Source organism: Nucisporomicrobium flavum (assembly GCF_016464385.1).
In the GTDB taxonomy this organism is placed as follows: Bacteria; Actinomycetota; Actinomycetes; order Mycobacteriales; family Micromonosporaceae; genus Actinoplanes; species Actinoplanes flavus_A.
In genome coordinates, this window is sequence record NZ_JADMLH010000009.1 from 235,860 (window position 1) to 254,789 (window position 18,930).

An 18,930-nucleotide genomic window follows, 5' to 3' on the forward strand; every position below is an offset into this window, starting at 1 on the left:
GCTCACTCTTTCACCAGCAGGGCGACGGGGTACGTGCGAAGCAGCTCCGCCACGGACAGGCGGTTCCCGCCGTAGCTGGTGTTCGTGAAGACTTCCGTCCACGTGTGGCCGTCGAGTGTCAGTGTGGTGTCGTGCCAGCCGCCGTGGCGTGACAATCCGACCGGGAGCCGGGTGGCGACCGCCACCACGCCGCCGCGGTCGAAGGCGAGCACGTGCTCGCCGACGCGGCCCTCCGCGAACAGCGGACGGTAGCCGGTGAACAGCTCCGGGCGTTGCCGGCGCAGGCGCAGCGTCCGGCTGGTCACGAGCAGCTTGGCGGCGCCGCTCGCGTCGACGGGCGGCTGCCAGCCGTCATCGAGGCGGGCCAGCAGCTCGCGGCGGGCGGCGAAATCGACCGGCCGCCGGTTGTCCGGGTCGACCAGCGAGTAGTCCCACAGCTCGGTGCCCTGGTAGACATCGGGCACGCCGGGCATGGTCAGCTGCACCAGCTTCTGCCCGAGCGAGTTGGACCAGCCGGGCGCGGTGATGGACTCGGCGAAGGCGGCGACCTCCCCGTGCAGCGCCGGGTCGTCGTAGATCCGGTCGACCATCTGCCGCAGCGCCGCCTCGAACTTCTCGTCCGGGCGGGTCCAGGAGGTGCCTACGCCGCTCTCCCGGGCCGACTTCAGCGCGTACGCGTGCAGCCGCTCGCGGTCGAGCGGCCAGGCACCGACGGCGGCCTGCCAGATCAGGTGGGCCATGGCCGGGTCGGGCAGCGGCGCGACGCGCACCCAGCGGCGGACCACCTCGGTCCAGTCGCCGGGCAGCTCGGAGAGCACGGCGAGCCGCGCCCGCACGTCCTCGCTGCGCTTGGTGTCGTGGGTGGACAGCGAGGTCATGCCCGCCGGCCACCGCCGCTGGCGCTCCTGCGTGGTGTCGTGGAACTCGTCGAGGTTCACGCCGAACTTCGACGGGTCGTTGCCCACCTCGTTGCGCGCCGTGAAGCGCGTGTAGCGGTAGAACGCGGTGTCCTCGACGCCCTTCGCCATCACCGCGCCGGTGTACTGCTGGAAGCGCAGGGCCAGCTCGTCGGCGGGGTTGCGCAGCCGGGCGGTGACCCGGTCCAGCGCCGGGATCAGCCCCGGCCGCCGGCGGCCCGCCTCGGAGCGGGCCTTGGCCAGGTGCCGGGCGCCGAACGGCAGGTACGAGCGGTAGACCGGGAAGCAGGCCGCCAGCTCCGCGAGCGCCTCACCGGCCCCCTCGACCTCCGGGATCAGGCGGCACATGCGCGCGTTCTCGGCGGCGAGCTGCGTGGTGGCCAGGTGGTGCTTGGTCCGGTGGACGAGGTCCTGCCAGCTCGTCTCGCCGCCGGTCAGGTGGTGGTCCAGGGTGTCGAAGAACGCCTCGGTGGTGGGGTCGACGAAGACGCCGCACACATCGGCCATCGCGTCGTAGCCGGTGGTGCCGGCGACCGGCCAGTCGGGCATCTCCTCCCCCGGCTCGACGATCTTCTCGACCACCAGCCAGGCGTCCGGGGCGGCCTCGTGCAGCCGCTGCAGGTACTCGCCCGGGTCTCGCAGGCCGTCCGGGTGGTCGACGCGAAGACCCTGGACGGCGCCCTCGGCGTACCAGCGCAGGATCTCGCGGTGGGTGGCCTCGAAGACCTCCGGGTCCTCGACGCGCAGCCCGGCGAGGTCCACGATCGCGAAGAAGCGCCGATAGGTCAGCTCGGCGTCGCCGCGGGTCCAGTTGACCAGCTCGTAGTGCTGCCGGTCGTGCACCTCCCGCGGCGTGCCCTCGCCGGTGCCGTCCGCGATCGGGTACCGCTTGTCGAAGTAGTGCAGCTCGCCGTCCTCGACCCGCAGCTGGTCCAGCGCGTCCGGCTCGTCGGCCAGCACCGGGATCAGCAGCCGGCCGCGCGACCAGTCGATGTCGTAGAAGGTGGCGTACGCGGAGTCCTGGCCGTTCTTCAGCACGTCCCACCACGTCGGGTTGGCGGCCGGCACGGCCACGCCCGCGTGGTTGGGCACGATGTCGACCACCAGTCCCAGGCCCGCCGCGTCAAGCGCGGCCTTGAGCGCCTGCCGGCCCTCCTCGCCGCCCAGCGCGGGACTCACCCGGGTGTGGTCGACCACGTCGTAGCCGTGCTCCGAGCCGGGCGCGGCGGCGAGGATCGGCGCGACGTAGAGATGGCTGACCCCCAGGTCGGCCAGGTAGTCGGCGAGATCGGCGGTGTCCTTGAAGCCGAAATCGGGACGAATCTGGACTCTGTAGGTACCAGAAGGGGTCATCAAACCTTCCTGTCCAACACGATGAGCGAGCGGTCCGGCACGAGGATCGTGTTGCCGGCCTCCACCACGGGGCTGCGGTCGGGCGACGGTTCGGCCGTCTCGATGACCACTTCCCACTTCTCACCGTATTCAGTCGGTGGCGTGGCGAATTCGATGGGCGCATCGTGGGCGTTGAAGAACAACAGGAACGAGCTGTCGACGTGGCGCTGGCCGTACTGGCCGCGCTCGCGGATGCCCTCGCCGTTGACGAACAGCGCGACCGCGCGGCCGAAGTCGTTGCCCCAGTCGTCGCCGGCCATCTGCCGCCCGTCCGGGGTGAACCACTCCAGGTCGGGCAGCGGGTCGCCGCCGCCGCGGGCGGTCACCGGCAGGCCGGTGAAGAACCGCCGGCGCTGGAACACCTGGTGCCGGTGCCGGAAGGCGACCAGCTTGCGGGTGAACTCCAGCAGCGTCTCGTCGGCGTTGTCCCAGTCGATCCAGCTGAGCTCGTTGTCCTGGCAGTACGCGTTGTTGTTGCCCTGCTGGGTGCGGCCCAGCTCGTCGCCGTGCGAGATCATCGGCACGCCCTGGCTGAGCATCAGCGTGGCCAGGAAGTTGCGCCGCTGCTTGGCCCGGAGCGCGAGCACCGCCTTGTCGTCGCTCGGGCCCTCCACACCGCAGTTCCAGGACCGGTTGTGGCCCTCGCCGTCGCGGTTCTCCTCGCCGTTGGCCTCGTTGTGCTTGTCGTTGTACGAGACCAGGTCGTTGAGCGTGAACCCGTCGTGCGCGGTCACGAAGTTGATGGAGTGGAAGGGCTTGCGGCCGTCGTCCTGGTAGAGGTCGGCCGACCCGGTGATGCGGCTGGCGAACTCGGCAAGCGTCGCCGGCTCGCCGCGCCAGAAGTCGCGCACGGTGTCGCGGTACTTGCCGTTCCACTCGGTCCAGTTCGGCGGGAAGTTGCCGACCTGGTACCCGCCGGGGCCGACGTCCCACGGCTCGGCGATGAGCTTGACCTGGCCGACCACCGGGTCCTGCTGGACCACCTCGAAGAAGGTGGAGAGGCGGTCGACGTCGTAGAACTCGCGGGCCAGCGTGGACGCGAGGTCGAAGCGGAAGCCGTCCACGTGCATCTCGGTCACCCAGTACCGCAGGGAGTCCATGATCAGCTGGAGGCTCTGCGGGCTGCGGACGTTGAGGCTGTTACCGGTGCCCGTGTAGTCCATGTAGAAGTTGGGCTGGTCGTCGACGAGCCGGTAGTACGTCCGGTTGTCGATGCCCTTGAGGCTCATCGTGGGCCCGAGGTGGTTGCCCTCCGCCGTGTGGTTGTAGACGACGTCGAGGATGACCTCCATGCCGGCGGCGTGCAGCGCCTTGACCATGCCCCGGAATTCCTGGGTCTGCTGGCCGAGCGAGCCCATCGCCGAGTAGCCGTGGTACGGCGCGAAGAACCCGAGCGTGTTGTAGCCCCAGTAGTTGCGCAGCCCCAGGTCGGACAGGCGGTTGTCGTGCACGAACTGGTGCACCGGCATCAGCTCGACCGCGGTGACGCCCAGCTTCGCCAGGTGCTCGATCACGGCCGGGTGACCGATCGCCGCGTACGTGCCGCGCATGTCCTTGGGCACCTCGGGGTGGCGCTCGGTGAGCCCCTTGACGTGCGTCTCGTAGATGACCGAGTGGTGGTACGGGATGTCCGGCCGCCGGTCGTTGCCCCAGTCGAAGTACGGGTTGACGACCACGCCCTTCGCCATGTGCGGGGCCGAGTCGAGATCGGACATCCGGTCGGGGTTGTCGAAGTCGTACGCGTACAGGCTGGGGTGCCAGTCGATGTCCGAGTCCACCGCGCGGGCGTACGGGTCCAGCAGCAGCTTGTGCGGGTTGCAGCGCAGGCCCCGCGCCGGGTCGTACGGGCCGTACACGCGGTAGCCGTACCGCTGCCCCGGCTCGACACCCGGCAGGTAGGCGTGCCACACGAAGGCGTCCTGCTCGTGCAACTGGACCTTGCGCTCGTTGCCGGACGCGTCGAACAGGCACAGCTCGACCGCCTCGGCAACCTCCGAGAAGATCGCGAAGTTGGTGCCCGTGCCGTCGTACGTCGCGCCCAGTGGATACCGGTGACCCGGCCACACCTGCATCTGTTGCTCCCACCCTCGACCGTCGGTGCCCGCGGCCGCGAGGGTCCTCGCCGCGGGCGGGGCACGTGTGCCCATCCCCCGGAAGGTTCAATCCTCATCGCCGCGTCAGCGGCAATTCTCACCGATCCCGCTGATAACGTCTGCGCGACTGTCCGGTTACCCGCAGATACTTCTCGTCGAGCCTGTGCGAACGATCACCGGTCCGGGTGGTTTGACGCATTCCTGTTCGAGCATAGAGGGCACCGTGCCGCTGACAGAGCCGTTCCCGTCCCTCCCTGCGGACCCTCAGCGCGCCGCGCGGCCCCGGGACGCCCGGACATGACGCTGCCGATCGTCCTCGGCCCGCAGACCTGCGGTTCCCTGTCGCCCGACGGCGGCGCCCAGCACGAATGGCTCGTCACCGACGGGCTCGGCGGATACGCGACGGGCACGGTGGCCGGCCTGCGGACGCGGCGCTACCACGCGTTGCTCGCGGTCGCCGACCCCGCCACGGCCGTACGCCGCGTGGCGCTGGCCGCGCTGGACCTGACCCTCACGCTGCCCTCCGGCGCCCACGTACCGCTCTACACCCACGAGTGGCAGTCCGGTGCGGTCGCGCCGGAAGGCCACCGGCACCTGGAGACGTTCGCCCTGGTCGACGGCCTGCCGCGGTGGCGCTGGCGGGTCGGTGACATCGTCGTGGAGCGCGAGCTGGCTCTGGCGTACGGGCGACCCGCGCTCGCCGTGGTGCACCGAGTGCTGTCCGCGCCCGGGCCGGTCGGGCTCGCCGTGGCAGCCATGTGCACCTGGCGCGACGCGCACGCCGAACGGTACGCGACCGACGGCGAGCCGCACGTCCACCACGTCGCCGACGGGGCGGTGGTGGAGGACGCGTACCGGCTCAGCGGGCCGGGGTGGCAGCCCGGCGGCGGATGGCACCTGGGGGCGTACCAGCGCGAGGAGGCCGCACGCGGGCTGCCCGCCACCGAGGACCTGTGGCTGGCCGGCACGTTCGTCGACCGGCTCGGGCCCGGCGACGCCATGGAGATCAGCGCGTGGGCCGGCGTGCTCGACGACCGGCCGCCCGCCGCCCCCGTCGTGATCGCTGCCGCCCGTGAGCGTGCGCACGCGCTGATCACCGCCGCGAAGGCCGACGATCAGACGGGCACGCTGGTGCTGGCCGCCGACCGGTTCGTCGTCCACGACACCGACGGGCCCGACGTGGTCGCCGGCTACCCGTGGTTCGGCAGCTACCTCGGCGACACGATGACGGCGTACGAGGGGCTTTTCCTCGAGACCGGGCGGGCCGAGGAGGGCCGGGAGCTGCTGCTGGCCCGTACCAGGTCGGCGACCCGGGCGGCCCGGGAGGCGGGCGGGGCGTGGGGACCGCACGGCTCCCTGGACGCGCCGCTGTGGCTGGTGCACGCGGTCGACCGGCACGTACGGCGTACCGGCGACAGCGACCTGGCCGCCTCGCTCGTCAGCCCGCTCAGCCGGCTGCTGCGCGGCCACCTCGACGGCAAGGGCGCGCTCTCCGTCGACCCCGCCGACGAGCTGGTCCGGCTCGACGCGCACGCGGGCAGCTGGATGAACGCGTACACCGAGGACGGGCCGGTCACCCCGAGGGTGGGCAAGCCCGTGGAGATCAACGCGCTCTGGGTGAACGCCCTGGCCGCGCTCGCCGGCCTGCTCGAGGAGGCCGGGCGGGACGGCGCCGACCTGCGCGCCCGGCACGCCAGGGCGCGGGCGTCGTTCGCCGCGCGGTTCCGGGCGCCGGACGGCTGGCTCTACGACGTGGTCGACGGGCCGGCGACGACGTACCCGCTGGGCGCCGGCGCCTTCAACGACGACCCCTCGCTGCGGCCCAACCAGCTCTTCGCCTGGTCGCTGCCGTACGCGCCGCTCGCCGGGCCCGACGACGCCGACCGCGACCGCGCCGCCGTCCGCGCCGCCGGCAGCGCCCTGCTCACCCCGCTCGGGCTGCGCACGCTCGCCCCCAGCGAGTACGGCTATCAGGGCGTGCACCGCGGCGGCCGGGACGAGCGGGACATCGCGTACCACCAGGGCACGGTCTGGCCCTGGCTGATCGGCCCGTACGCGGACGCCTGCGCCGCCATGGGCCTGCCCACCGAGGGACTGCTGACCGGCCTGGAGGCGCACGTGCGCGAATGGGGAGTGGGATCGTTGAGCGAGACGGCCGACGGCGATCCGCCGCACCGGGCCACGGGCAGCCCGTTCTGCGCCCGCTCGGTCGCCGAGGTCCTGCGGGTACGGGGGTACGCGTCATGAGCCGCATCCTGATGCTGAGCTGGGAATACCCGCCGCTGCTGGTGGGCGGGCTCGGGCGGCACGTGCACGCGCTGGCCACCTCGCTGGTGGCGGCCGGGCACGAGGTCACGGTGGTCACCCGGCACTCCCCCGGCGCCCTGCGCGAGGAGTACGCCGAGGGCGTGCACATCGTCCGCGCCCCCGACGACCCGCCCGCGTACCCGGTGGAGGACGGCAACCTCGTCGGCTGGACGACCGCGTTCAACCACACCCTCACCCGGGCCGCCCTGCGCGCCGCCCGCACCGCCCGCTACGACGTCGTCCACGCCCACGACTGGCTGGTCGCGCACGCCGCGGTGACCCTGCGCGAGCACCTCGACGTGCCGCTGGTCGCCACGATCCACGCGACGGAGGCCGGGCGGCACCAGGGCTGGCTGCCGCACCCGCACAACCGCACCATCGACGACGTCGAGCGCTGGCTGGCCGCCGAGGCCGCCCGGGTCATCGTCTGCTCCGAGTACATGCGCGCCGAGGTGATCCGCCAGTTCGGGGTGCCGGCCGGCCGGACCGACGTCGTGCACAACGGCGTCGACGTGCTGCGCTGGTACGCCCGCCCCCGCGCGATCGCCGCGGCCCGCCGCCGTTTCGCCGGGAACGCGCCGCTGGTGTCGTTCGCCGGCCGGCTCGTGTACGAGAAGGGCGTCCAGCACCTCCTGGCCGCCGTGCCCGCGCTGCAGGCGGTCAGCTCCGGGCTGCGCGTGGTGATCGCCGGCGACGGCCCGTACCGTGCGGACCTGGAGGCCATGGCCCCGCCCGGCGTGACGTTCGCGGGGTTCCTGGGCGGCCACCACCTGACCGCGCTGATGGGCGCGTCGGACTGCTACGTCGTGCCGAGCATCTACGAGCCGTTCGGCATGGTCGCGCTGGAGGCGGCCGCGGCGGGCACCCCGGTCGCGGTGTCGGCCACGGGCGGCCTGGCGGAGATCATCGACGACGGTGTCACCGGCGTGACCTTCACCCCGCAGGACCCGGATTCGCTGGCGGCCTCGGTCGCCACGGTGCTCACCGACCGCGAGTACGCCCGTACGCTGGCCCGCCGAGGCCGCCGCCGCGTCCGTGAGGACTTCGCCTGGCCGGAGATCGCAGCCCGCACCCTCGCCGTGTACGCCGCGGCACACTCCCCCGGCGGCGTCACCCGCGAGGCCGAGAACGTGCTCGCCGGCGACCGCCTGCAGCGCGCATGAGGGCCCTCGTCCTGGGCGGCGGCGGCATCACGGGCATCGCCTGGGAACTCGGCCTCCTCGCGGGCCTCCGCCGCCACGGCACCGATCTCGCCAAGGCGGACCTCATCGTCGGCACGTCGGCAGGCGCCTACGTCGGAGCCCTCCTCGCCACGGGCGTGGACCTCGACGAAGCGGTCGCCTCGGCCGCCCGCATCGAGATCGAATTCACCGCCCGCCTCGACCCGATGCTGCTGGCCCAGGGCTTCATGCTCCTCAACGACACCTCCCTGAGCCCCCGAGACATCCGAGCCCGCCTGGGCACCCTGGCCCGCCAGGCCCCGGTCGGCGACGACACCCCGCACGTGGCCCGCTTCGCCGAGCAACTCCCCACCCACACCTGGCCGACCACCCCCCGCCTGATCATCACGGCCGTCGACACCACCACCGGGGACCCGACAGCCTGGGACGCATCCTCGGCCGTCCCCCTCCCGGCAGCGGTCGCGGCCAGCTGCGCCCTCCCCGGCGTCTTCCCCCCGGTACGCCTGGAAGAAGGCTGGTACATGGACGGCGGCGTCAACTCGGTGACCAACGCCAACCTCGCCGCCGGCGCAGACGCGGTGGTGGTCCTGGCACCGAGCGGCGGCATGTTCCGCGCATCGCCGGCCTCGGAGGTGGCCGAGCTCAGAATCGACCGCAGCCTGCTCATCGCCCCGGACGACGCCACGCGGGCGGCGATAGGCGGCAACATCCTGGACCCGCGCCGCCGAGGCCCAGCGCTGGCAGCGGGTGCGGCCCAGGCGGAGAAGGTGGCTGCAGCAGTCGCCGACGTCTGGGACTGACGCGCACGCCAACCGACATCGGCGTGGAGGCCGCGGCAAGATCGCGACCGCTCTGGCTTTTGCGTTGGCTTTGGCCCTCGGCGGGTCTTCGTGGAATGCCAGGCGGCGCCGTTCGGCCTCACCGTCATCGACGATGTCGCCGGCTCCTCCGAGACAACGCCCGCCGCCGGCTCGGCCGCGGCAACGCTCGCAATGACCGCCGGTTTCGCCCTCGCAACGCCCGCAACCACCGCCGGCTCCCCCACCACGACGCCCGCCAGCTCGCCCGCCGGCCCGACCACGGCAACGCCCGCCGGCCCGACCACCGCAACGCCCGCCGGCCCGACCACGGCAACGCCCGCCAGCTCCGCCACCGAAACGCCCGGGACCGCCGCCGGCTCGGGCGGGCCGCAGTCGGCGTGCAAGCGGCGCAGCTTCCTGGCGTGCCGCTGCGCCAGCCCCCATACCCGGTGCCGTGCGTGCTCCCGGCGAAAGCGTTCCCGCTCCGCGGAATAGCGACGCGACGCGGTCGGGTCACGCATCGCGGCCAATTCCGCCGTCGAGAACAATTGCAGCTGCCGCATGGATTAATTGTTCCGCATCCCACCCGTACCGCGGAAATAAACGATCACCCCAAAAAAGCGACAACCGCCACAGCACATTTATCAACCGTCGGCGAAGACGCGCGGGTCGCATCTCGACGCGACCGTGACCACGTGACGCCGACCAGGTGGAGAGTGCTGAACCCGCCCTGGGCTAGTCCTTACACGCTCCTGACGAAAGCGCTCCCGCGATGCGGAATAGCCATGCGCTTCCGTCCCATATCGCGGGCCAATAAGGGACCGGGGCGCACAACAGAACTAAATGATCACACCAAAGAACGGGGGACAATCACAGCGCGCGTGCCGGGTCTATCGGTGGGCGGAGTAGATCGAGAGGTTGGTCCAGGCTGCTGAGATCAACGGCGCCGGGACCTTGTGCCGCTCGGCGTGGGTGACCAGGTCGCCCACGATCGCTTCGGCTTCCACCGGGCCGCCCGCCGCCATGTCGCGGTACATCGAGGATGTCGTCGGCACGTCGCGGGCCGTCAGGGAGGCTCGCAGGAAGCCGATCGCCGCCTCGCGGGGTGGGTGGCCCGCCGCCGATGCGATCGCGATGGCCTCGTCGGCGACCGCCGACGCGAATGCGATGCCGCCCGGCGCCGCCGTGATGTCGCCGACCGTCGCTCGCATCAGGGTCGTCACCACGCCCAGGCCGGCCAGGAAGACCCATTTCTCCCACATCTCCTGGACGATCTCCGTGGACGGCTGCGACTCGAACTCCGCGCCCGACAACGCCTCGGCGACCGCTGCCAGCCGGTCGTCGCGGGTGCCGTCGAGGGGGCCGTACAGGAGGCGGTGCAGGCCGGTCAGCTGCACCACGTCGCCCTCGTCGGTGAGGGTGCCGGCGATCATGCAGACGCCGCCGTACACGTGGTCGGCGCCGAAGTGGCCGACCAGGGTGTCGATGTGGCGCATGCCGTTGAGCAGAGGCACGATCACCGTCCCGGTGCCGATCGCCGGGCTGATGTCGGCGAGGGCCTGCTGCAGGTGGTAGCTCTTCACCGCGAGGACGATCACGTCGTACGGCCTGTCGAGCTTGTCGGCGGTGACCGTGCGGGCCGGGACCACGCTCTCCCCGGCGGGCGCGTGGATCCGCAGGCCGCGTTCGGCGAGTTCGGCGGCCCGGCGGGCGCGGACCAGGAACGTGATGTCACGGCCGGCCTCAGCCAGGCGGCCGCCGAAGTATCCGCCGGTGGCGCCCGCTCCCACGACCAGGGTGCGCATCTAGGCGCCCAGCAGCTCGTCGACGAAGCACCAGCGCCAGTTCTCACCCGGCTCGTACGAGCGCATCACCGGATGCCCGGTCTCCTCGTGGTGGCGCGACATGTGCCGCCGCGGCGAGGAATCGCAGCAGGCCACGTAGCCGCAGTCCAGGCACAGGCGCAGGTGCACCCAGTCCTCGAAGCCGCCCGCCACGCATTCGGGGCAGCCGCCGTCGTACGGCGCCCGCGGCGTCGGCTCGGTCGCTTCCTTCAGGTGCTGGCAGGTCAATCGTCACTCCGGTGCAGTTGGGACTCTTCCAGGTCGAGCTCGCGCTGGGCGCGGTTGAGCACCTCCTCGGGGATCCGCCCCTCGTTACGGGCGATCTTGAAGACGTGCCGCTCGGCGGTAATCATCTCCCGGCGCAGCCGGCCGTACGCGGCGGAGGGGGTTTCCTGCTCCTGGTTGCCCAGCCGTTCCCACGCGCCGTTGGAGCGGCTGTCGGTGAGCGCGCGCAGCCGTTCGACCACCGAGGCGGGCGCCCCGTCCGCGGTGGCCTCGAGCCGTTCACGCGCCGCACGGCTGGCGGCGTGCTGGACGCTGGCCTCCGCGAGCGCGTCCTCGGCGCTGGTGTCCTCGCTGACCCCGAGCCGGCGGGCCAGCACCGGCAGCGTGGTCCCCTGCACCAGCAGGGTCAGCACGATGATCGCGAAGGCGACGAACACGAACAGCTCGCGGGGGTAGTCGGCGCTGGCCACGTCCTCGTTCGGGGGCAGGGTGAGCGCCGCGGCGAGCGTCACCACGCCGCGCATGCCGGCCCAGGCGATCACCGTGGGCACGGTGGGGGGCGGGCGTTCCTCGCGGGCACGGACCCGCGGGATGAGCCGGGCCAGGTACGTCGCCGGGTACATCCACACGAAGCGGACGACGACCAGGGTGAGGAAGACCGCCAGGGTGACCCGCACGGTGGTGGCCATGCTGGTCTCGATGTTGCCGATCAGCTCGCGCAGCTGCAGGCCGACGAGGAGGAATACCACGCCCTCGAGCAGGAACGTGATCAGCCGCCACACCGCGTCCATCTGCAGCCGCGAGGTCGCCGACAGCAGGTACGGGATGCGGTGCCCCAGGTAGAGGCCCGTCACCACGACCGCGACGATGCTCGACGTCTTCGCTTCCTCGGCGACGATGACCACGACGAACGGTGTCAGCACCGACACGGCGTCGTCGAGCAGCGGGTCGGTGATGCGTTTGTGCAGCCAGGCGGCGCCGAACGCGAAGGCCAGGCCGAACAGGACCCCGCCGCCGGCCTTGAGCGCGACCTCGCCGGCGATCTCCCAGAACCCGACGGCGGAGCCGAGCAGCGTGCCGACCGCGACCCGCACCAGCACCAGCGCGGTCGCGTCGTTGAGCAGGCTCTCGCCCTCGAGGATGGTGACCACCCGCCGGGGCAGCCCGATGCGCCGGGCGATGGCCGTCGCGGACACGGCGTCGGGCGGCGCCACCACCGCGCCCAGCGCCACGCAGGCCGCCAGCGGCACGTCGGGCAGCAGCGCGTGCAGCACGAAGCCGACCGCGAACGCGGTGAGCACCACGAGGACGACCGCCAGCAGCAGGATGGGCCGCAGGGCGCGGCGGAACGCGACGAGGTTGGTCTGCAGCGCCGCCACGTACAGCAGGGGCGGCAGGATGCCGATGAGCACCAGCTCGGGCTCGATGTGCACCTCGGGGACGCCCGGCACGTACGACAGTCCCAGCCCGGCGACGAGCAGGACCAGCGGCGCGATGAAGCCCAGCCGCCGCGCGAGGGCGGCACCGAGCACCGAGATGGCCACGATGACGACCGTGTCGACGATGCTCTCCATGGGAGGAGAGCTTAGAGACCTCGGGGCCGGTCCCGCCTGTGGCGCGACCCACGGTCGCGGCCGCCGGCCGTCATGAGTCCGCGGGGCCGGGTCAGAATGAGCCGTTCTACTCACGCCGGGGACGCCGGCCATGATGCAGGCTGGCGCCCATGACCTTGACCGTTGCCCGCGTGGGCATCACCGCGGTGGCGAGTTCCCTGCCCGAGCGGGAGGTGACCACCGCCGACCTGCAGGCACGCGTCGCCGCCGCGAGCGGCCTCCCGCTGCCCGCGGGGACCTTCGCGCAGACGACCGGCATCGATCGGCGCCGGGTCGCCGCCGACGACGAGTACGCCTCCGACCTGGCCATCACCGCCGCGCGGCGGGTCCTCGCCGACGCGGACCTGGACGCCCTCGACATCGACCTGCTGCTGTACGCCTCGGCCACCCGCGACATGGTGGAACCGGCCACGGCGCACGTCGTCCAGGCGGCCCTGGGCAGCCGGGCGCACGCCCTCGACGTGACGAACGCCTGCAACAGCTTCCTCAACGGCATCGACCTCGCCCGCTCGATGATCCTGGCGGGCCGGGCCAGGCGGGCGCTGGTGGTCACCGGCGAGACGCCCACCCGGTCGATGCGGCCGCGGCTGGACGGCATGGCTCAGGCCCGTACGGCGTTCGCCGGGTTCACGTTCGGCGATGCGGGGGCCGCGGTGCTGGTGGAGCCGGTGGAGGCCGGCGGGATCGTGGACGTCGACAGCGAGACGTATTCGGAGCACTGGGCGGTCGGCGGCATCTTCGGTGGCGGCTCGCGGCACCCGCGCGGCGACGAGCACACGTACTTCACCGGCAACGGGCACAAGCTGCGCGGCGTCTTCGAGAAGATCGGGCTGGGGCTGCTGGAGCGGGTCGCGTACCGCACGGGGTTCGGCTGGGACGACTACGCGAAGGTGCTGGTGCACCAGGTGACCGTGCCGTACCTGCAGCGTTTCGTGGAGGTGGCCGGGGTGCCGGCCGGCAAGCTCGAGCCCACCCTGCCCGAGCTCGGCAACGTTGCCAGCGCCACGCTCGGCGTCCAGCTCGACCGGGTCCGGCCGGGCCTCGCCCCCGGCGACCGGGTGCTGTTCGTGGGGCTCGGCGGCGGGGTCAGCCTCATGACCATGGTCTGGGAGGTCTCGTGACGCAGCTGTGGGTGATCGTGCCGGCGTACGACGAGGCGGCGCGGATCCAGCAGACGCTCGACGCGCTCGCCGCGCAGACCGACACCGGCTTCGAGCTGCTGGTCGTGGACAACGGTTCGACCGACGGCACCGCGGACATCGCGCGGGCGTTCCGGGCGCCGTTCCCGGTCCACGTCCTGGTGGAGACCGAGAAGGGCGTCGGCTGCGCCGTCGACACCGGTTTCCGGTACGCGATCGCGCACGGCGCGCGGCTGCTGGCGCGTACGGACGCCGACTGCCTGCCCCGCCCGGGCTGGGTGGCGGCGGCGCGGGCCGGGCTCACCGGCGGCGCCGGGCTGGTGTGCGGGCGGATCACGGCGCGCCGCGACGAGCACGGGCTCCTGGGGCGGGCGTTCTTCTCGGGCCTCGTGGCCGTCGCCGCCGCGTTCGGCAGGCTGCGCCCGGCGCACCGCGGGAGCGGCTACAAGGCGCCGTACCGGATGCACGCGGGCAACAACATGGCCATCACCGCGGAGCTGTACGAGGCGTGCGGCGGGATGCCCCGGCGGCCGTCGCCGACCGATCGCACCTTCCTCAACCGCGTACGCCGGACCACCTCGGCCATCCGGCACAGCCGCACGATGGTCGTGGAGAACTCGACCCGGCGGCTGGCCGCGTACGGGATAACCGGCACGGCGAAGTGGTATCTCGGCCGCGGCAGCGGCCCGCTGACGGCGGATCCGCGCTGATGCTGGGTGATCTGCTGGCGAGCCTGCGCGACGACGATCCACGCCCGGCGGTCCTGGGCTGCGGGCGCACCGGAAGGCCGGTCGTGCGCGCCACCCGGGCCGACCTGTCCCGCCTCACCACCGGTTACGCCGCGGCTCTGCACGCCCGCGGCCTCGTTCCCGGTGACACGCTCGGGGTGGCCGTACGCCCCGGCCCGCGCTCGCTGGCCGTGCTGCTGGCGGCGTACCACCTGGGTCTGCGCGTCGCGGTGCTGGACCCGACCGCCGGCCCGGACGTGCTGCTGGCCCGGCTCGGGGCGGCCCAGCCGCGGCTCGTGGTTGCCGACGCCGCGGCGCAGGCGGTCGCGGGGTGGGCGGCGCCCCTGGCCCGCCGCGCCCACCTGGCGTTGCCGGAGCTGGCCGCCCTCGCGCCCACGGTGACCGTCGGCCGGCGCCTGCCCGGCACCGCGCCCGCGTTGCCGCTCGCCCCCGGTCCGCGGCCGCGCGGGTACGACGGCGACGGCGACGCGGTGATCGTCTTCACCTCGGGAACGACGAGCCGGCCGCGCGCGGTGGTGCACACCCGGGCGAGCCTGACGGCCGGCATGCGCGCGGTGCACGACCTGGTCCGCCCGGTGCCGGAGCGGGCCGTGCTGGGCGGGACGTTCTTCGTGCTGGTCCCGTCCCTCGCCGCGGGCGCGGCGGTGGCGCTGCCGGCCCGGACGCCGCGACGGCTGGTACGGCAGGCGGCCCGGCTCGCTCCGCAGGCGACCTATCTGACGCCGCCGCAGGTGCGGGCCGCCCTGGCAGCGGGCATGCGGTTCACCGGCCGCGTCTACAGCGGCTCGGCGCCGGTCAGCGCGGAGCTGCTCGCCCGGGTCCACCGCGCCGGCGCCGACGAGGCCTGGGGCGTGTACGCGCTCACCGAGGTCTTCCCCGCCGCCGCGGTCGAATCGACCGCCAAGAGCGCCTTCACCGGCACGGGTGACCTGGTCGGCGAGCTGCTGCCGGGCGTACGGGCGCGGACCGCGGCGGACGGGCAGCTGCTGCTCGCGGGGCCGAACGCGGCCGACCGCTACCTCGGCGCCGACCGTACGGAGTGGGTCGAGACCGGGGACGTCGGCCGGGTCGAGGGCACGCGGGTGGTGCTGGGCGGCCGCCGCAAGGACATGATCCTGCGCGGGGCCGAGAACATCTATCCCGGCCTGTACGAGCCGGCGCTGCACGTACCGGGCGTCGACCTTGCCGTGATCGTGGGGGTACCGGCCGGCGACGGCGACGAGCGGGTGGTCGCCGTGGTGCAGCCGGCCGCCGGGGTGCCGGCGGAGGCGGTGCGGGCCGCTCTGCGCGTACCTCTGGATCGGATGGGGTCCGCACGGCCCGACGCGGTCGTCGTTGCGCAGGTCCCGCTGGCGGGCCGGTCGCGCAAGCCGGACCGGGCCGCGGCGGCGCGGCTGGCGGCGGCGTCGTGAGGGAGCTCGCCGTCGTCGTGCCCGCCTACAACGAGGCGCGGCTGCTGCCCGGCACGCTGGCCGCCCTCGCCGCCCAGACGGACCGGGACTTCACGCTCGTGGTCGTGGACAACGCCTCCACCGACCCGACCGCCGAGATCGCGGCCGGTTTTCCCGGCGAGGTCGAGGTGGTCGGCGAGCCCGAGCCGGGCGCGGGCACGGCCGCCGACACCGGATTCCGGTACGCGATCAGCCACGGCGCGACGAAGCTGCTGCGCACCGACGCGGACTGCCTGCCGGCGCCGGACTGGGTCGCCGCGGCCCGGTCCCTCCTGGACGCGCACGACCTGGTCTGCGGCCGCAGCGTGCCGCGCGCCGACGAGCAGCCCGGCTGGGCGCACCGTGTGCTCTACCCGCTGGTGGTCCGGCTGGCCGCCCGGGCCGGCCGGTGGCTGCACCGCTCGCCGTCGGCGCTGGCGCCGTTCGTGCTGGTCCACGGTCACAACCTGGCCATCACGGCGGCCCTGTACGAGCGCTGCGGCGGCACGCCGAGGGAGGCGCTGGGTGACGGCGCCGAGGACGTCACGCTGCTCAACCGCGCCCGCCGGCACAGCGCCCGGATCGTCCGGGCCGAGCATCTGGTGGTCGAGACGAGCCTGCGACGGCTTCGCGCCTGGGGTGGCCTGCGGACGCTGCTGTGGCACTGGGACCGCCGCTACCGGCCCGCGCCGGAGGAGGTGCATGTCCGATGAGCGCCCGCAGCCGGGACCGCCGGGTCTACCTGGGCAGCCATCCGGTGCTGTTCGCGCTGCTCGCGGCGACGCGGCGACGGCCCGTGACGCGGCTGGGCCGGACGCTGCTCATCCACGACCGGGAGGCGTTCGTCGCGGGGCTGACGCGGATCCCGCTGGACCGGACCGCGCCCGGCACCACCGGCGGCGCGGCCGGCCGGCTGACCGGCGGTGACCTGCTGTTCGACCAGCAGGGCGACGACCATCGGCAGACCCGCCGGGCGACCTCCGACGCGCTGGGCGCCACGGGCGTGCAGCGGCTGCGTCCGCTGTGGACCGGGCTGCTCGACCGGCGGCTCGAGCCGCTCGCCGACGGCGGCCGGGTCGACCTGGTCCCGGTCGCGGCGGAGATCGCCGGGACGACCGCCGCCGCGCTCGTCGGCGCCGCCGTCGACGGTCCGGAGCTCGCGGACGCGGCCCGGGCGGCGGCAGCGGCGGCGGCCAGGGACCACCTGCCGGGGTTGCGCCGCCGCGGCACCGCCGACGTGGCCCGGGCCGCCACGGAACGCCTGACCGCGCTGGTCGCGCCGGACGGCGGCTCGGAGGCGGGCCTGGCGACCATGCTGGCGGTCGCCGCGATCACCACGACGGTCGCCGCGCTGCCGCGGGCCGCGGCCTGGGCCTGCGACGCCGACCTCTGGGCGTACGCGGACAGCCCCGCCCTCGCCGACGAGCTGCTGCGGGTCACCGCCCCCACGCCCCTGCTGCCCCGGGTGGCGGCGGAGGCGGGCGAGCTGCCCGGCGGCTGCCCGGTCCGCGCCGGTGACCGGATGCTGCTCGTCGCCCGCCACGCCGTGGACGCGCACCGCGGCGAACCCGACCCCGAGCGGCCCGCGCCGGCCCGTACGGCCCAGCTGGTCTTCGGGGCGGGACCGCACGCCTGCCCCGGAGCCCGCCTCGCCCGGGTGCAGGTGGCTGACATGCTGCGGGCGCTGGCGCCGTACCGGCCGGTGGTCGTGCGGGCGCGGGTGGACCGGCGCTCAGCGCTGCCGTCCTGGCGGTCCCTGGTGGTGCGGGCGTCGTGAGGCTCGCTGTCACGGGCGCGTCCGGTTTCTGCGGTACGGCAGTCGCCCGGCTCGCGGCGTCCGCCGGGCACGAGGTGGTCTGCGTGGGCAGGCATCCCGGCCCGGTGGGCGAGCACGTGTTCTGGGACGCCACCGCGGCCCCTCCCGACCTGGCCGGCGTCGACGCCGTGGTGCACCTGGCCGCCGCGGTGGGCGATCCACGGCCCGGGCGGGCGGCCGAGGAGGCGTACCGGGCGGTGAACGCCGGCGGGACGGCGCGGCTGCTCGACGCCGCCCGCGGCCGGCCCGTCGTGTGGGTGAGCAGCGCCAGCGTGTACCGGCCCGGCCCGTACGCCGCCCCGGTGCGCGAGGATCATCCGGCCGACGGGCAGCGCGGCGCGTACGGGCGGACGAAGGCGGAGGGTGAGCGGCTCGCCCTGGCGGCGGGCGCGGTGGCGTTGCGCCCCCGGGCCGTGTACGGCGACGGCGACCGGCACCTGCTGCCCCGCCTGCGCCGCGTGGTCCGGGGCGGATACGCCTGGCTGCCCGGACCCGACGTGCGGATGAGCCTGACCGCCGTGGAGAACCTGGCGGCGGCGTGCCTGGCGGCGCTGGACTGGCCGGGTGGCGCGTACAACATCGCCGACGCGGAGCCGTACGGCCGCGACGAGGTGCTGTCCCGGGTGCTCGGCGTACCCGTCCGGCACCTGCCCGCCGGCCTGGCGCGCGGGCTCGCGGTGGTCTCGCCGGCGCTGACCCGCTATGCCGTCGACCAGCTCACCGACGGCATGGTCCTCGATCTCACGCGGGCCCGGGACCAGGGGTACGCGCCGCAGCACAGCGTGGCGGACTACCTCGTGTAGACGACGGGCGAACGGTACAGCGTGCCGGCGTGTGTACCGTCGCCGCTGCGCCGGGTGACCACGGCGTCCAGCGAGAAGACGTAGCCGGTCTTCGGATCGAGGTTCTTGATCGTGGCCGTCATCGGGCCGCAGGCCCGCTGCGGCCTGACCGGCACCCAGCCGACGTCTCGCTGCTTGCCCGGCCGCAGGTCCTGGCTGATCGCGGTGAGCCGGTACTCGACGAGGTTGTAGCCGCCGACGTTGTACCAGGACGCGGTCGCGCTGGTGGTGCCCGCGACGACGTCGAGCGCCTGGATCCGCGAGAAGTGCACGGTGTCCGGCGCGCACGTCCGGCTGGGCGCCGGCCGCGGCGTGGTCTTCAGCGGCAGGAAGCCGGTGGCGGTCGGCAGCGGGTACGGCGGCACGCCGCTGCTGGGCGTGGGCGACGGGGTGGCGCTGCCGCGGGTGACGACGGTCCACGGCGTACCCACGTTGGTGTCCGTAGCCGCTCCCGCCACGCCGGACCCGGAGGAATCGCCGCCGAGCACGCCGCACCCGGTCAGCACGAGGGGCGCGAAGAGCAGCAGCCACCGGTTGCGCTGGCTCATGCGTCCCTCCTTCCTGACGTCGCCGGGCATGGGC

At 73.8% G+C, this 18,930-nt stretch carries 15 protein-coding genes; 9 read left to right on the forward strand and 6 right to left on the reverse strand.

Annotation, left to right across the window (positions count from 1 at the left end):
* Positions 1-2: 2 nt before the first annotated feature.
* Both treY and glgX read right to left on the reverse strand, forming a co-directional pair.
* Complete coding sequence (treY, locus tag IT780_RS22815; RefSeq protein ID WP_199513654.1) at positions 3-2,270, reverse strand: malto-oligosyltrehalose synthase; 2,268 nt, start codon at positions 2,268-2,270, stop codon at positions 3-5.
* A complete protein-coding gene (glgX, locus tag IT780_RS22820; RefSeq protein WP_199513758.1) occupies positions 2,270-4,381 on the reverse strand; it encodes a glycogen debranching protein GlgX in 2,112 nt (703 codons plus the stop codon). Before glgX ends, treY begins: the two co-directional genes overlap by 1 nt.
* A gap of 318 nt (positions 4,382-4,699) precedes the next feature.
* Between glgX and IT780_RS22825 the strand changes: the two genes are divergently transcribed.
* Genes IT780_RS22825 through IT780_RS22835 form a run of 3 tightly spaced genes read left to right on the forward strand, consistent with a single transcriptional unit; the run spans position 4,700 to position 8,690 of the window.
* Positions 4,700-6,649 (forward strand): amylo-alpha-1,6-glucosidase, encoded by a 1,950-nt coding sequence (locus IT780_RS22825; protein WP_199513655.1) that lies wholly within the window; start codon positions 4,700-4,702, stop codon positions 6,647-6,649.
* Entirely contained in the window at positions 6,646-7,872 is a 1,227-nt protein-coding gene (locus IT780_RS22830) for a glycosyltransferase family 4 protein (RefSeq protein ID WP_199513656.1), read from the forward strand. The genes IT780_RS22825 and IT780_RS22830 overlap by 4 nt, the downstream gene beginning before the upstream one ends.
* Positions 7,869-8,690 (forward strand): patatin-like phospholipase family protein, encoded by an 822-nt coding sequence (locus IT780_RS22835; RefSeq protein WP_199513657.1) that lies wholly within the window; start codon positions 7,869-7,871, stop codon positions 8,688-8,690. Before IT780_RS22830 ends, IT780_RS22835 begins: the two co-directional genes overlap by 4 nt.
* 890 nt (positions 8,691-9,580) lie before the next feature.
* Here the strand turns inward: IT780_RS22835 and IT780_RS22840 are convergent.
* The 3 genes from IT780_RS22840 to IT780_RS22850 are packed head-to-tail and all read right to left on the reverse strand — an operon-like array spanning position 9,581 to position 12,333.
* Complete coding sequence (locus IT780_RS22840; RefSeq protein ID WP_199513658.1) at positions 9,581-10,495, reverse strand: ketopantoate reductase family protein; 915 nt, start codon at positions 10,493-10,495, stop codon at positions 9,581-9,583.
* The gene (locus IT780_RS22845) at positions 10,496-10,762 is read right to left on the reverse strand and encodes a UBP-type zinc finger domain-containing protein (RefSeq protein ID WP_199513659.1); all 267 of its coding nucleotides are present in this window, start codon (positions 10,760-10,762) and stop codon (positions 10,496-10,498) included. It lies immediately after the preceding gene.
* The gene (locus tag IT780_RS22850; protein WP_199513660.1) at positions 10,759-12,333 is read right to left on the reverse strand and encodes a Na+/H+ antiporter; all 1,575 of its coding nucleotides are present in this window, start codon (positions 12,331-12,333) and stop codon (positions 10,759-10,761) included. The genes IT780_RS22845 and IT780_RS22850 overlap by 4 nt, the downstream gene beginning before the upstream one ends.
* Positions 12,334-12,482: 149 nt before the next feature.
* Here IT780_RS22850 and IT780_RS22855 point away from each other — a divergent pair, with 149 nt between their 5' ends.
* The 6 genes from IT780_RS22855 to IT780_RS22880 are packed head-to-tail and all read left to right on the forward strand — an operon-like array spanning position 12,483 to position 18,309.
* On the forward strand, positions 12,483-13,493 hold the full coding sequence (locus tag IT780_RS22855) for a 3-oxoacyl-ACP synthase III family protein (protein WP_199513661.1): 1,011 nt from the start codon (positions 12,483-12,485) through the stop codon (positions 13,491-13,493).
* Entirely contained in the window at positions 13,490-14,221 is a 732-nt protein-coding gene (locus IT780_RS22860) for a glycosyltransferase family 2 protein (protein ID WP_199513662.1), read from the forward strand. Before IT780_RS22855 ends, IT780_RS22860 begins: the two co-directional genes overlap by 4 nt.
* A complete protein-coding gene (locus tag IT780_RS22865; protein ID WP_199513663.1) occupies positions 14,221-15,672 on the forward strand; it encodes an AMP-binding protein in 1,452 nt (483 codons plus the stop codon). Before IT780_RS22860 ends, IT780_RS22865 begins: the two co-directional genes overlap by 1 nt.
* Positions 15,669-16,403 (forward strand): glycosyltransferase, encoded by a 735-nt coding sequence (locus IT780_RS22870; protein ID WP_199513664.1) that lies wholly within the window; start codon positions 15,669-15,671, stop codon positions 16,401-16,403. The genes IT780_RS22865 and IT780_RS22870 overlap by 4 nt, the downstream gene beginning before the upstream one ends.
* Positions 16,400-17,467 carry a cytochrome P450 gene (locus IT780_RS22875; protein ID WP_199513665.1) on the forward strand — a complete coding sequence of 356 codons (1,068 nt, stop codon included), beginning with the start codon at positions 16,400-16,402 and terminating at the stop codon, positions 17,465-17,467. Before IT780_RS22870 ends, IT780_RS22875 begins: the two co-directional genes overlap by 4 nt.
* Positions 17,464-18,309, forward strand: coding sequence for an NAD-dependent epimerase/dehydratase family protein (locus IT780_RS22880; RefSeq protein WP_199513666.1), 846 nt, complete (start codon positions 17,464-17,466; stop codon positions 18,307-18,309). Before IT780_RS22875 ends, IT780_RS22880 begins: the two co-directional genes overlap by 4 nt.
* On the opposite strand, the gene IT780_RS22885 is transcribed toward IT780_RS22880, so the two are convergent.
* Complete coding sequence (locus IT780_RS22885; protein ID WP_199513667.1) at positions 18,297-18,896, reverse strand: hypothetical protein; 600 nt, start codon at positions 18,894-18,896, stop codon at positions 18,297-18,299. The genes IT780_RS22880 and IT780_RS22885 overlap by 13 nt on opposite strands.
* Positions 18,897-18,930 lie beyond the last annotated feature (34 nt).

Excerpts from the sequence above, each read along its gene's own strand:
- treY (WP_199513654.1), bottom strand. The coding sequence starts at position 2,270 with ATGACCCCTTCTGGTACCTACAGAGTCCAGATTCGTCCCGATTTCGGC.
- glgX (WP_199513758.1), bottom strand. The coding sequence starts at position 4,381 with ATGCAGGTGTGGCCGGGTCACCGGTATCCACTGGGCGCGACGTACGAC.
- IT780_RS22825 (WP_199513655.1), top strand. The coding sequence starts at position 4,700 with ATGACGCTGCCGATCGTCCTCGGCCCGCAGACCTGCGGTTCCCTGTCG.
- IT780_RS22830 (WP_199513656.1), top strand. The coding sequence starts at position 6,646 with ATGAGCCGCATCCTGATGCTGAGCTGGGAATACCCGCCGCTGCTGGTG.
- IT780_RS22835 (WP_199513657.1), top strand. The coding sequence starts at position 7,869 with ATGAGGGCCCTCGTCCTGGGCGGCGGCGGCATCACGGGCATCGCCTGG.
- IT780_RS22840 (WP_199513658.1), bottom strand. The coding sequence starts at position 10,495 with ATGCGCACCCTGGTCGTGGGAGCGGGCGCCACCGGCGGATACTTCGGC.
- IT780_RS22850 (WP_199513660.1), bottom strand. The coding sequence starts at position 12,333 with ATGGAGAGCATCGTCGACACGGTCGTCATCGTGGCCATCTCGGTGCTC.
- IT780_RS22855 (WP_199513661.1), top strand. The coding sequence starts at position 12,483 with ATGACCTTGACCGTTGCCCGCGTGGGCATCACCGCGGTGGCGAGTTCC.
- IT780_RS22865 (WP_199513663.1), top strand. The coding sequence starts at position 14,221 with ATGCTGGGTGATCTGCTGGCGAGCCTGCGCGACGACGATCCACGCCCG.
- IT780_RS22875 (WP_199513665.1), top strand. The coding sequence starts at position 16,400 with ATGAGCGCCCGCAGCCGGGACCGCCGGGTCTACCTGGGCAGCCATCCG.
- IT780_RS22885 (WP_199513667.1), bottom strand. The coding sequence starts at position 18,896 with ATGAGCCAGCGCAACCGGTGGCTGCTGCTCTTCGCGCCCCTCGTGCTG.